Annotated in this window: 13 protein-coding genes; 12 read left to right on the top strand and 1 reads right to left on the bottom strand. The window is 56.4% G+C overall.

What is annotated here, in order from left to right; all coding sequences use genetic code 11:
• Positions 1-11: 11 nt before the first annotated feature.
• The 6 genes from ACH3PB_RS08565 to ACH3PB_RS08540 all read left to right on the top strand — a co-directional run bounded on the left by ACH3PB_RS08565 (position 12) and on the right by ACH3PB_RS08540 (position 6,560).
• Positions 12-923 (top strand): formate/nitrite transporter family protein, encoded by a 912-nt coding sequence (locus ACH3PB_RS08565; protein WP_416399045.1) that lies wholly within the window; start codon positions 12-14, stop codon positions 921-923.
• Between the two features lie 75 nt (positions 924-998).
• Positions 999-1,352: a histone-like nucleoid-structuring protein, MvaT/MvaU family gene (locus tag ACH3PB_RS08560; protein ID WP_416399044.1), complete on the top strand. Its 354-nt coding sequence runs from the start codon at positions 999-1,001 to the stop codon at positions 1,350-1,352.
• Positions 1,353-1,619: 267 nt separating this feature from the next.
• Entirely contained in the window at positions 1,620-3,602 is a 1,983-nt protein-coding gene (locus ACH3PB_RS08555; protein ID WP_416399043.1) for a polysaccharide biosynthesis protein, read from the top strand.
• A 141-nt stretch (positions 3,603-3,743) separates the two neighbouring features.
• Positions 3,744-4,703 (top strand): MraY family glycosyltransferase, encoded by a 960-nt coding sequence (locus ACH3PB_RS08550; protein ID WP_416399042.1) that lies wholly within the window; start codon positions 3,744-3,746, stop codon positions 4,701-4,703.
• Positions 4,700-5,638 carry an NAD-dependent epimerase/dehydratase family protein gene (locus ACH3PB_RS08545; protein WP_416399041.1) on the top strand — a complete coding sequence of 313 codons (939 nt, stop codon included), beginning with the start codon at positions 4,700-4,702 and terminating at the stop codon, positions 5,636-5,638. Before ACH3PB_RS08550 ends, ACH3PB_RS08545 begins: the two co-directional genes overlap by 4 nt.
• Positions 5,628-6,560: a glycosyltransferase gene (locus ACH3PB_RS08540; RefSeq protein ID WP_416399040.1), complete on the top strand. Its 933-nt coding sequence runs from the start codon at positions 5,628-5,630 to the stop codon at positions 6,558-6,560. Before ACH3PB_RS08545 ends, ACH3PB_RS08540 begins: the two co-directional genes overlap by 11 nt.
• Here ACH3PB_RS08540 and ACH3PB_RS08535 read toward each other — a convergent pair.
• Positions 6,557-7,516: a metal ABC transporter solute-binding protein, Zn/Mn family gene (locus ACH3PB_RS08535; RefSeq protein ID WP_416399039.1), complete on the bottom strand. Its 960-nt coding sequence runs from the start codon at positions 7,514-7,516 to the stop codon at positions 6,557-6,559. The two genes, ACH3PB_RS08540 and ACH3PB_RS08535, sit on opposite strands and share 4 nt — an antisense overlap.
• 171 nt (positions 7,517-7,687) lie before the next feature.
• Here ACH3PB_RS08535 and ACH3PB_RS08530 point away from each other — a divergent pair, with 171 nt between their 5' ends.
• The 6 genes from ACH3PB_RS08530 to aroC all read left to right on the top strand — a co-directional run bounded on the left by ACH3PB_RS08530 (position 7,688) and on the right by aroC (position 13,164).
• On the top strand, positions 7,688-8,035 hold the full coding sequence (locus tag ACH3PB_RS08530; protein WP_416399038.1) for a PilZ domain-containing protein: 348 nt from the start codon (positions 7,688-7,690) through the stop codon (positions 8,033-8,035).
• Positions 8,036-8,132: 97 nt separating this feature from the next.
• The gene (locus ACH3PB_RS08525) at positions 8,133-8,948 is read left to right on the top strand and encodes a TatD family hydrolase (protein ID WP_416399037.1); all 816 of its coding nucleotides are present in this window, start codon (positions 8,133-8,135) and stop codon (positions 8,946-8,948) included.
• 3 nt (positions 8,949-8,951) lie between these two features.
• A complete protein-coding gene (locus ACH3PB_RS08520; RefSeq protein WP_416399036.1) occupies positions 8,952-9,956 on the top strand; it encodes an alpha/beta hydrolase in 1,005 nt (334 codons plus the stop codon).
• Entirely contained in the window at positions 9,953-11,047 is a 1,095-nt protein-coding gene (locus ACH3PB_RS08515) for a DUF4892 domain-containing protein (RefSeq protein WP_416399035.1), read from the top strand. Before ACH3PB_RS08520 ends, ACH3PB_RS08515 begins: the two co-directional genes overlap by 4 nt.
• Positions 11,040-11,981, top strand: coding sequence for a 50S ribosomal protein L3 N(5)-glutamine methyltransferase (gene prmB / locus ACH3PB_RS08510; protein ID WP_416399034.1), 942 nt, complete (start codon positions 11,040-11,042; stop codon positions 11,979-11,981). Before ACH3PB_RS08515 ends, prmB begins: the two co-directional genes overlap by 8 nt.
• A gap of 52 nt (positions 11,982-12,033) precedes the next feature.
• Complete coding sequence (gene aroC / locus ACH3PB_RS08505; RefSeq protein ID WP_416399033.1) at positions 12,034-13,164, top strand: chorismate synthase; 1,131 nt, start codon at positions 12,034-12,036, stop codon at positions 13,162-13,164.
• The last annotated feature ends 4 nt before the right edge of the window (positions 13,165-13,168 follow it).

Raw genomic sequence — 13,168 nt, 5'->3', positions numbered from 1 at the left:
GGGAGAACCAGGTGGCACAGTCTGATTCAGACTTCCTCGACAAGAACGATATTCCAGAGAAAACTTCAAGAACAGTTGAGCGTGAGCGGGAAGAGATCCGCTACACCAATGTCATCGTCAAGCGGATAGACGAATCTACCAGACACCCTGATGATATACTCGAACGTACGATAGAAGAGGGCCAGGAGCAGCTTTACAGGCCCTTTATTTCGCTTCTTCTATCATCCTTCGCTGCAGCCCTTATACTGTCTTTTACTGTTATGGCAGTCGCCCTGGTGGTTTCCGGGCTCGCCGATGCCGACATGCCCTTTGTTTCCCGGGTTGCTGTGGCATTTGTTTATCCGCTTGGATTTATCCTGTGTATTTTCAGTGGCACGCAGTTGTTTACCGAACATACCGCCACCGCAATTTATCCAGTACTCGATAAACGAGCGAGCCCCAAACGTTTATTACGTCTCTGGGCTACGGTCATCCTCGGTAATTTACTTGGCGCCTTCAGTGGCGCCTTGCTGCTTACGTCTTCAGATGTAGTCATTGGCGCTTCAGCTGGCTATGAAGCAATAGGACATCACCTCGTAAGCTATCCTTTCAAGGATCTGTTGCTCAGCGCTGTACTGGCGGGATGGCTAATGGCTATCGGTGCCTGGCTTTTACGGGCCAGCGCAGACGCGACCAGTCATATCATCGCCATATTTATCGTGACCTTCCTCATTGGGTTGGGCGGGCTACATCATTCTATAGCAGGTGCGGTCGAAATGTTTGCCGCACTGCTTGTTGCGCCACATTTTACAATTCAGCAGGCAGCATTTTTTATTGCAACTGCAGTGGCCGGTAACCTTATTGGTGGGAGCATATTTGTCGGTGTGCTGAATTACGCGCAGATAAGAAGTACCCAGATACCAGCAGCTGATTCCAAGATTTAAATTGCACTCGTCTGATCTTCCATTAATAATAGGCACCGTTTATTTATAACGCCAACATGTAAGAAGGACGATGTAATGAGCAAGTTTGTGGATTATATTGAAACAAAAAATGCCATAGAGGCATTACAGAAGAAGCTGGCGGCGCTCTCGGAGAATGAAACGGTCCAACGCGCCAATGAGTTCAAGGAGAAATTATCTGCGCTCATGGATGAATACGGCTTCTCTGCCACCGACGTATTGCGTATGTGGAATCTCGAATCAGGCACCGGAGACAGTGGTGGCGAGCGTAAGCGCAGCACCAGAACACTGAAGACCTATCGGAATCCGAAAACTGGTGAAGAGGTGAAGACTCGTGGTGGTAATCACAAGACGCTTAACGCCTGGCGCAAGAAGTATGGGAAGGAGGCAGTGAACAGTTGGGCTTCCTAGTCCGTCTCATCAAGCCGAACCGCTGTAGTGAGTTCGGTCTAGGGTGGGCGATGTATGGGTTTGTCACATTGTAAAACTGCTGCCGTTGCCTGATCATGGTCTATGCTGTTGTATATTTGCGATCGGCAGACGCGGCTTCATCAAGTCGTCCGCGTGGACCAGTTAGCTCGAGCCCCGACCTCCTCAGAGAAGCTGTCGGACCATATTCGGCCAATGGAGCTGCTAAGCAATGGATAGGCGGACAATGATTGCATGAAGCAGAACGGATTGATTAATACGCTTTTGACCCTCGACCGGCGGCCAAAGCAGGTGATTCTCGTCCTCATCGACGCACTGCTGCTTCTTCTGGCTACCGTAGCAGCCTATAGTCTCAGGCTGGAATCTCTTTTTGACCCGACGCGTGCGCACTTCATCGCGTTTGCGGTAACCATCTTTGCCAGCATCAGTTGTTTTGCACTGCTGGGTCTGTACAAGGCCATGGTTCGTTTCCTGAGCCAGCGTGCTCTGTCATCGGTTATCTCCGGCGCTATCTTCTCGTCGCTGATGCTGCTGATGATGACGTCTGCCACCGATGCCTTCATTCCACGATCTGTCCCGATCATCTATTTCATGATGGTGATCATGCTCGTGGGCGGCTTCAGGATAGGCCTGCGCAGCCTTATCGCCATCATCATGCGTTATAACGCAGGCAAGGCGAACAATTACGAGCGTGAACGCGTGGTGATCTACGGCGCCGGCTCCGCTGGCCATCAGCTTCTGACAGCTCTGCAGCATCAGCCTCTTTTTGAACCGGTCGCCTTTATCGACGACAACCGTGCCATCCAGAAGACCACGATCAGTGGGCTTTCGGTACACCCGGCCCGTAATCTCAGCACACTGGTCGAGCAGCATGGGGTAAGCCGCATTCTGTTGGCCATCAGCTCGGCGTCACATGCACGCAGGGCAGAAATATTGCTCTTTCTTGAGCCCTTCGGTCTGAAAGTGCAGACTATTCCCAGCTTTGAAGATCTGGTGTACCGGAATCATGGCATTGGGGAGCTGAGAGATATTGAAGTCGAGGACCTGCTCGGTCGGGACCCGGTCCCAGGCCTTTCCGAGCTGGTATCAATGCCGATTACCGATCGATGCGTAATGGTCACAGGCGCGGGTGGATCCATCGGTTCCGAGCTCTGCCGACAGATCGTCAAGCAGGGTGCCAAGAAGCTCGTACTGTTGGATATCTGCGAGTACGCACTGTACAAGATCAGCCACGAACTCACTGGCATGAAGGCCAAACTGGACTCTCGAATCGAAGTGATTCCTGTGCTCGGTTCCGTGCAGTCGGCTGCGCGCCTGAAGTCCATCGTGTCAAGTTTCGGCGTTCAGACGCTATACCATGCGGCAGCCTACAAGCATGTGCCCATCGTCGAGCAGAACATGATCGAGGGTGTGCGCAACAATGTGCTGGGCACCTACAACGCCGCTGAAGCAGCGCTTGCGGCCGGCGTCGACTCATTCGTGCTGGTCTCCACCGACAAGGCTGTGCGTCCTGTGAATGTCATGGGTGCATCAAAGCGGCTGGCCGAGCTGGTGCTGCAGGGCATGGCCAAGCGCGATTCGCAGACCAAGTTTTCCATTGTTCGCTTTGGTAACGTTCTCGGTTCCTCTGGCTCGGTGGTGCCTCTCTTCAGGGAACAGATTCGTAACGGCGGCCCCGTTACGGTCACTCATCGGGATGTCATCCGATATTTCATGACGATTCCAGAAGCAGCAGGTCTGGTTATCCAGGCGGGCGCGCTGGGATCCGAGCTGGAGTCAGGTTCTCTGTTTCTGCTCGACATGGGCAAGCCGGTCAATATCGCACAGTTCGCCATGAAGATGATTCGCCTGATGGGTCATAAAGTGCGTGGTGTGGACTCGGCTGAAGGCATCGAAATCGTGTACACCGGCCTTCGTCCTGGTGAAAAGCTGTATGAAGAGTTGTTGATCACCGAAGACAGTCAGCAAACCCGTCATCCGCGGATTCTCACGGTAAGAGAGCCTTCGCTGGAATGGGCGGAGGTGCAGGATTTGCTGCGGCGTGTGACCAGAGCCTGCGACAAGTTCGATTGTGAGGCGATGACCAGCTTGCTCAGACTGGCACCACTCGGTTACGAGCCTGCCGGCGACTGCGCCGATTTGGTCTGGCACCAGAGCCTAAACACGCCGACACGCCCTCTAAGCCTTCCGGCCGATACTCAGTCAGGTGCAAAGGTCGTCAAAATAGCCTGACCGGCGTCGGACATCACTTCGCACTTCTTATATATTGGTCCCATGATTGAATTGACTGATGTGATCCATGATCACAAGGCTATAGTCCTTGCGGCGTTGCTGATAATTTCTGTTCTGGGGGCCTGGGCGTGTCGAGCTGTAATGCGACGACTTGCTGTCGTCGATACGCCCGTCAGCCGGTCTTCGCATGTTGTGCCGACGCCACGTGGTGGCGGTCTTTTTTTCGTATTGCTTATCTCGCTCGGATTGCTCTGGCTACAGGTGCATTTCGCTACGCTTCTCGCCGTCAGCGGCGGATTGGTTGCTGCTCTGGGGCTGGCAGATGACTTCCGTGGATTGTCTGCCCGCCTGCGATTCCTCGGGCAGGGTGTCATTGCACTCGGTTCCATTGTCTGGATGTTACTGGCGCTGGAGCCACTGCACCAGATCGATGTCCTGTTCTGCCTGCTCGTTTTCCCGCTCGGTGTCCTCTGGCTCACCGGGGTGACCAGCGCCTACAACTTCATGGATGGTATTGATGGCCTGGCGGCTGGTCAGGCTGTGATCATGGGTGGCGGTATCGCGGCGCTGGCTTATCTCACAGGTGAGACCGGCTGGATGATGGCCGGCGTCTGGCTTGCCCTGAGTGTTTTCGGCTTCCTGATTTTCAACTGGGCGCCTGCCTCGCTGTTTATGGGTGATGTCGGCAGCACCTTCCTGGGCTGGCTGTTTGCGGCCCTATCGCTCGTGCTGCCGATGATGACCGAGATCAGCTGGGCTTCGCTGCCACTCCTGCTCATGCTCTTCCTGGTCGACGCAGGACATACTGTCATTCTGCGCCTGGTTCGTGGCGAAAACGTTACTACTGCCCATCGGCATCATATTTATCAGCAGATGGTTGACCGTCTGGGCTCGCATGCAGCTGTCAGTGTACTGTACTTCCTGGTCACCCTGATCGCCTTGCTGCCACTGAGTCTGCTCGCGACCATGCGACCGGACCTCGAACTCCAGCTGGCACTGGCTGGCCTGGGCTCAGTCTTCCTGCTGGCGCTCCTCGTTCGCTACAGGCTCAAATCGCTCGGCTACCGCGCCCAGCGGGCGCGCATGCTGGCGCGGAAATGAAGCTTGTTGTTACCGGCGCGAATGGCTTCATTGGCCGGTCCGTTGTCCGCGCCTGCCTGTTGGCTGGCCACGAGCTCACGGCCGTGGTCAGAACCAGCGCGGCCAGCCAGACGCTCACGGATGAAGTGGCCCGTTATCCCAACACGCTGAATGTTGTCGTAGTACCTGATCTGACAGCGATCACTGACTCTTCCGATGAATCATGGCTTGAGGGTGCGGAGGTCGTGATCCATTGCGCAGGGGCGGCCCATGCAGCCAAGTCTGATCCAGCCTTCTACCTGGTCAATTCAGAGGGCGTGGATGCCTTTGCAGCGCAGTGCGCCAGACATAATGTTCAGCGCTTTATACTGCTCAGCACGATCAAGGTTTTCCCCTCTGATTGCGGTAAGATTGACCGCTACACGCTTGCGGATCCCGATACCGAGTATGGGCGCTCCAAGCGCGCCGGTGAAGTTGCGCTGCTGCGCCACTGCAGTCAATCCGGTATGGCGTGCTCAATTCTGCGCTTTCCCCTGGTGTATGGCGCAGATTTCAAAGGTAATCTGGGTCTGCTGAAGATAGCTGCGCGCGTAGGCTTGCCACTGCCACTCGAAGGCGTAAGCAACCGTAAAAGTTTGATTCACCTGCCCACCCTAGTATCCTTGATAGAAGCGTGTGCCAGCTCGCAAAACAAGGAGGAAATTCTTCTGGTCGCAGATCCGCACCCATACTCCACCGAAGCACTGTATCGATACATCTGTTCACAGCTCGGCGTGGAATGCAGGACATTCGCTCATGACGCGCTGCCTGGTCGCCTTGCCAGGCGAATTGCCGACAAGCTCGGCTTCGCGGAGAAGCTGTTTGGCGACCTGGAAGTCGACATCAGTGGTGTGGAGTACCCGTCAAACTGGAAGCCCGGTAGGGGTGTGCTGGAAATCCTCAACGATGGCGAATAGTAGAGGGAGCCGCGTCAACGACCTCTCCAGTGAGATGAGGGCGGTCAATGGCCTCAGACTCGACGTCGCCATCGTGAGTTTCTTTTCAGATATTGGCCGTCTGAGCGGCACCTTGAGCTCGCTTGCCGATGCCTTTCGACATTTGCAGACCTCTCTCCCCGATACACAGCTCACTGTTACGATCGTCGATAACACCGGTGACCATCTGCAGCGCTATTCGGTTCAGTTGAAGGCGGTATTGGCACATGTTGGGGTCCACCTCGAGATCATCTACAGCAGTGCCAATCTTGGCTACGGGTCGGCCAACAACCTGGCGCTTAATGATTCGGCAAGCGATTATGTCATCGTACTGAACCCCGATGTGTTGCTGGCGGAAGATATGCTGCTGAACGCAGTCCTCTACCTGCAGGAGCGGCCTGATGTCGCGCTGCTCGCACCCGATGCTTCAGATCCCGAGACCGGTCAGGCGCAATACCTGCACAAGCGGTATCCCGGCGCACTGACCTTTGCGAGCCGGTTCCTGGGTGTTCGGGCGGCCAGCCGTGACCGTGCTTTTTACGAAATGCATACTGAGCGCGATGCCGGCACACCCTACGAGCCGCTGCTGGTCAGCGGCTGCTGCATGATCTTGCCGACCTCATGCTGGAGGCAGTTGGGCGGTTTTGCGGAAGATTTCTTTCTGTATTTCGAAGATTACGACCTGTCGCTGCGGGCTGGCATGCTCGGGCGGGTGGTCGCTCTGCCAACGCTGCGTATCAGTCACTACGGTGGTGGCGCGGGGCGCAAGGGCCTGACGCACATCCGTCTGTTCCTGAGCTCTGCAGTCAAATTCTTCAATCGCTATGGTTGGCAGCTGCTATCCAGCGCTCAGCCGCCGTCCAGAAGCTCTGAGCCGGCCTCAGACAATTCGACAGGGCGCTAGGCAGCGGGCTGGGTGGTGAGAGGTTCAGCGCCCAGGCAGGCTCTAAGCGCTTTACGAACATTGCCATAGAGTTCAGAGAAACTGGCAGCCTCCACGCCTAGCGGGTCTGCTACAACCGTCCTTGTCCGAGCATGCGCATCGTCGGCTAATCGGGCCATCAGACGCTCGACCGGTTGCCGGTACTGTGGCTCGGCCAGCATACAAACTTCGTTTTGCGATGCGGCTTCCAGGAATGCGGCAATTGCGGACGGGGGCACGCCCGATTCCGGATTCTTCGTCAGATAGCCTTCATCAGGAATGCCAAGATCCGCCAGGAGATAGTTGAAGGCGGGGTGATAGCTATAAATCAGCGGAAATTTGTCTACGATCTCTGATCCGCGCAAGGGGAACGACGATCTCAGCTTATCTATGAATCTCTCTCGTGCGGAGCTGAGTTTTTCTCTGGTCAGCGCCTCGCGTGCTGGGTCGGCATGCGCGTTACCTGTGTGCAAGCGCACGATAACTGGCTCAAGTGCTATCAATAAGGCCTCGACAGCGTCCAGACTCAACCAGAAGTGGGGGTCGATGCTGCCGAGGGCATGGCTATGCCCGCCTTGTTCAGGCTGCTCTTTGTCTTCGGCGTTTTCCTTCCCGTCCTGGTATTCGACAAGCAGGTGGCTCGGAAGAACTGTAAGCGCAGCGAGCTGAAAGCGGGCCCCGTCTGGCGGTATCGACGCTGGTTCGGCGCCAAGCGCTTTGAACTCGAACCGATCCAGCAGATTGGGCAGAAAGCTCTCGAGCTCTGGCCCCGCCCATAAGGCCAAGTCAGCGCCTCTGAGGCGATTGACCGCAGACGGTTTCAGGGTCACGTGGTGGGGCGACTGCTCTGGTGGTACCAGATAGCTGCTTTCGACGACATCGCCGTAGACCTCGTCGATAAGTAATGCGAAGGGTTTGAGCGAACTGATGATCACCACTTTGTCGCCACTCGAGCTGACCGCGCCAACTGGGGGCGTTGTCTCCTCGCGGGAACAGCCGCTCAGCAGCAGCAGCCCGACTGTGGCTCTCAGCGCAAGTTTGACTATACTTCTGAAAGTCTGACTATGGTCAGACCGATATTCAATAGTTGACGACGCGGAACAGATTTTATGATTCCTTCAGGCGGACGTAGCGGCATCTTGACGCTCACGATCAAGGATAAGGGCGTACTGTATGCGAGCTACATGCCCTTCATCAAGCGCGGTGGCTTGTTCATTCCCACGAGCAAGACCTACCTCTATGGTGACGAGGTCTTCCTCCTGCTGTCGCTGATGGATGAGCCTGACAAGATACCTATCCCTGGCAAGGTCGTCTGGCTCACGCCCAAAGGGTCCCAGGGCAACAAAGCTGCCGGCATCGGTATACAGTTCACCGGCGACGATGAAATCGCCAAAGGCAAAATCGAAACCTATCTCGCTGGTGCGCTGGGGAGCGACCGACCGACCCACACCATGTAGAGAGCGCTTGCGTTCGCTTCGGTCAATGGGCAGACTTTGAATCTAAACCAGATTCCAGTGTTGCCTATTTTCCGTGTTGCCAACGAAAGGTTCCTCATTGAAGTTCATAGATTCTCATTGCCATCTCGACCGTCTCGATCTGGGCGATGCCGCCACACCCGATATTTATGCAAGCCGCCTGGCTGCGGCGCTCGAAGAGGCACGTGGCCGTGGCGTCGACGGTTTTCTCTGTGTCGATATTGATCTCGATAACTTTGAAGCGGTCAGGGCCGTGGCCGATGCTCACGATGATGTCTGGTGCTCGGTCGGCGTGCACCCACTGGGTGAAGACGAGTTCAGCATCGACCCCAGTGTCGATACGCTGATACAGCTTGCGGGCAGCAGCGAGAAAGTGGTTGCGATTGGCGAGTGCGGACTGGACTACTTCAAAGGGCAGGGCAACAGGCAGGATCAGCTCAATCGCTTCGAAACCCAACTCATTGCGGCATGTGAACTCGGTCTGCCAGTCATCGTACACAGTCGGGAAGCTCGTGAGGACACCTTGAGGCTGCTGAAGGCCTATGTGGGGCAGGGGCTCCGCGGCGTATTGCACTGCTTCACGGATACCCTCGAAATGGCTCAGGCAGCCGTCGACTTCGGCTTCTACGTTTCCTTTTCCGGCATCATTACATTCAAGAATGCTGCCGACCTCAGGGCGACAGTAAAGGCGCTGCCGCTGTCAAACCTGTTGATCGAAACCGATTCGCCGTATCTGGCGCCCATGCCCTACAGAGGTAAGAGTAATCAGCCGAAGTGGGTGGTCGAAGTGGCGCATTGCATGGCTGAGGTCAAGGGTGTGGCGCCGGCAGTGATCGCTGAGCAGACTCGGAACAACTTCTTTGAACTGTTCGATCGCGCCATCCCGGTGAACTGAGCGATGCAGGCATCGTCAGAGACCCTAGCTGCGCAGGCCCTCAGCATCCCGACGGCGGTGGGCGAACTGGCGGCACTCTACTGGAGTACCGCGACTAAGCCCTCAGCAAATCGACCCTGTTTTCTGGCTTTGCACGGCTGGCTGGACAATGCGGAGTCTTTCCATCGCATCGCCCCGCTACTGGCGCAGGATGCGGATGTGCTGGCAATCGATCTCCCTGGGCATGGTCTAAGTGAGCATCGTCCTCCGGGTGGGGGCTACCATGTGGTCGATTATGTTCAGACGCTCGACATCGTAATCGACTGGCTCACTGGCGAGGCTAGTGCGGACTTTTCCTTCAACTGCGAGCCGTCTACGGTCGAGAATGGCGAAGTGGCGGCAACAAGACCACTCTATCTGCTCGGTCATTCGCTCGGTGGTGTGATCAGCCTGACTTATGCCGCAGTGGCGGCGGAGCGCGTTACCGGACTGATCAGTATCGAAGCGCTCGGCCCTCTCAGTGGGCCCGCGGAAGAGACAGCGGCGCAGTTACAGAAATTCCTCGTCAAGGCGCGCAATCGGCGTCGCCTGGATAACGAACGACCGGTTTACCCGAGTATCGAGGCCGTCTGCAAAGCGAGAATGCTGGGTTTTGGCGGACTTTCCGAGTCTGCTGCCGAAGCGCTCGTGACCAGGGCGCTCAAGCCCTGCGATGGAGGCTGGACCTGGCGCTCAGATCCCCGTCTGCGTCTACCCTCGAGTCAACGCATGACCGAGCCGCAGGTCATTGATCTACTGAAGAACCAGACATTACCCACACTGTTGATCGTAACCAGCAAGGGTTTCATATCGCCCGATGAGAGTCGCAATGATCGCCTGCGGATTTTGCGAGAGACACTCGATGGCAGCGCCGGTTTCCTGCAGGTCGTCACCGTCGAAGGTAACCATCACGGTCATCTGGATGGAGATTATACCGCCATGGCGCGACACATCCAGGCCTTCCTTAAGCAAACTCGGAGCACGTCATGATGCGAAGCATATGCCTCCTGGTGCTCATGGTCTTTTGCCATTCGCTATGGGCAAAGGACCTGCTCCTGAGTCCGTTTCCGTTCTCGGAACTTGAAAGCAGCAGCGAAGACAACAAGCCTGAATATGAGGTCATGACCGGCCGGGTTTCAGACAGCAACAGTGGACTCAGGGCCGTTGGCGCCGTGAGAGTCAGTGGAAACCGTGTTACCGCCACCTATGAAATTCCCCAGCGCCACGACGTCGACGAAGTGTTCGAGCATTACATGGCAGAGGTCAGTCGTCAGAGCGGGCTGCTCCTGTTCAAATGCGAGGCCCGGAACTGCGGGCGTAGCAATGACTGGGCGAATACGGTATTCGATCGAAGGATTCTCTATGGGCGTGACCGGAACCAGCGATATCTGGCCGCTCGTCTGTGGGAAGGGGACGACAGCTATCTCGTAACAGCCTACGTCATTCGTCGTGGCAACCAGCGGCTGTACGCGCATGTGGAACAGATTCGCTACGAGCGGGTACTGGCGCTCGAGGGCGACGCGAAACTGCTCTCGACTCAGCTAAACGCCAGGCGAGGTGACTTGCCCTCGCCCGAAGCAAGACCACCGACTGCTGAGACCGAGCGACCGACACCGCTCCCGATAACGATAGGCCCAGAGGCGCTCGTCGAGATTAAGCGCTTTGATAAGCTACTGAAAACGGCTGGTGATGTGCGAACTCTGGTGGTCACGGCTGAAGGCGTACAGTCCAGCAGGACCTTCGATTCACGGCTTGAGCAGTGGTTCGCGGAAGTAGCTTCGCTCGGCTTCGACAGCAGGTCGGGACGCATCATCATCGGCAGTTTCAGTGAGCAGCCCAATATCGACGCGAAGCGAAACTATCGAGAGGCTGCGAAGCTCGGCAGTCTGGTGCGAACCTATCTCCGCCGCCGATATGTGCAGCTGGATGAAGTCGAGGCCCTGACCATAGGTCCGTGGCGAGACCAGTTGCAGAACCTGGCTCCCATCTCGGACAGGTCGAGCGTCGATGCGGAAGTGGGTGGGCTCGTGCGCTATGTAGAATTGGTATGGCTACCGGCTGGAGATGCTGGCAATGACTGAAATCAAGCCACTTGAAGCGGCTGATCTTGAAGCGATGGCGACTGTTCGCGATTGGGTTCGGCTGAGTTGCTCGCTGTTTCGACAGCACGAGGTTCACTTTGGTCATGGCACCGATAATGTGTGGGATGAAGCCATTCGGCTCGTCTTCGGCGCACTCCATCTGCCGGCTGAAGGTGATGATCGCCTACTCGATGCCAACCTGCTGGTCTCCGAGCGGCTGCATCTGTTTGAGCTGCTTCGACGCCGCGTAGAGGCACGGGAGCCGGTGCCGTATCTGCTTGGTGAAGGCTGGTTCATGGGCTTGCCTTTCCATATCGACCGCAATGTGCTTATCCCGCGCTCACATCTGGGCGAACTATTGGCAAACCAGCTGGAGCCCTGGCTAGGCGGCAATGCACCGACTCATATTCTCGATCTTTGTTGTGGCTCAGGCTGCATTGGCGTAGCTGCCGCAATGACCTTCCCGGAAGCCACGGTTGTGCTCAGCGATATATCTAAGGCTGCACTCCAACTTGCAAAACGAAATGTCGCGCGCTACGGGCTCAGCGACGCCACGGTGATTCACAGCGACCTGTTCGCAAGTCTCGGCGCTTATCGCAAGCGTTTCGATGTGATTCTTTGCAACCCGCCATACGTTGACGCCGAGGACATGGCCGATTTGCCGCCCGAGTATGCACATGAGCCGGAGCTTGCGCTGGCCTCAGGTGAAGATGGTCTCGATTTCACCAGGCGGCTGCTGCGTGAGGCACCTGACTACCTGACCGACGATGGCATACTCATCTGCGAAATCGGCAACAGTCTGCCCAGGCTGCTCGAAGCCTTTCCAAGACTTTCGCTCGTGATACCCGAGCTTGAGGAAAGTCCCGAGGATGAGCGTGGTGCGGAGGGCGTATTCATCGTTTCCAGAGAACAGCTGCTGAACTTAGAAGGCTAAGCGGCTACACTGGCGCGTTCGGTTTCAATCAATATCAGGGCATTCAGCGTCTATGTCAGGCAATAGCTTCGGTAAGCTTTTTACAGTCACCACCTTTGGTGAGAGTCACGGGCCCGCTCTAGGCGCCATCGTTGACGGTTGCCCGCCGGGCATGGCGCTCAGTGCCGAATATCTTCAGGTCGACCTCGATCGCCGTAAGCCTGGTACCTCTCGCCATACCACTCAGCGAAAGGAGCCGGATGAGGTCGAAATCCTCTCTGGCGTATTCGAAGGCAAGACCACTGGAACCAGCATCGGGCTGCTTATTCGCAATACCGATCAGAAATCCAAGGACTACTCGAATATCAGTGACGTGTTTCGTCCGGCCCATGCCGACTACACCTACTGGCACAAATACGGCTTTCGTGACTACCGCGGTGGCGGTCGAAGCTCAGCCCGAGAGACGGCCATGCGGGTCGCAGCCGGTGCGATCGCCAAAAAATACCTTCTGGAGCAGTACGGAATACAGGTCCGCGGCTATCTCTCCCAGTTGGGACCAATTCGCCTGAGTCACTTCGAAGATGAAACCTTCGACTGGGCCGAAACCGACAATAACGCCTTCTTTTGTGGCAACTCTGCACAGGTAGAAGCGCTCGAGAACTATATGGATGCCTTGCGCAAGGAAGGCGATTCAGTTGGTGCCGAGGTTACGGTAACAGCTACGGGCGTGCCTGTGGGTCTGGGCGAGCCGGTGTTCGACAGGCTGGATGCAGAGCTCGCGCACGGCCTGATGAGCATTAATGCGGTCAAGGGCGTGCAGTTTGGCGCAGGCTTCGACTCGGTGAGTCAGAAGGGGAGCCGGCATCGTGATCTGCTCACGCCTGAAGGATTTCTTTCGAACAACGCGGGCGGCATTCTCGGCGGCATCAGCAGCGGTCAGACCATTGTCGCCAGTATTGCGCTGAAGCCCACGAGCAGTCTGCATCTGCCGGGTGACAGCATCAATGTGGCTGGCGAGCCGGTCGTGGTGCGCACGCTTGGTCGACATGATCCTTGTGTAGGTATCCGTGCCACACCGATTGCCGAAGCCATGATGGCACTGACCCTCATGGATCACATGCTGAGACACCGTGGTCAGAACATGGGTGTACAGGTCGAGACGCCAGACATCGAGCGTGTAGCGCGCGAGAAGAAAACACCGTAAGGCG

The organism is Allohahella sp. A8 (assembly GCF_047946665.1).
Lineage (GTDB): Bacteria > Pseudomonadota > Gammaproteobacteria > Pseudomonadales > Oleiphilaceae > Allohahella.
This window is presented reverse-complemented; position numbering and strand designations above follow the sequence as displayed.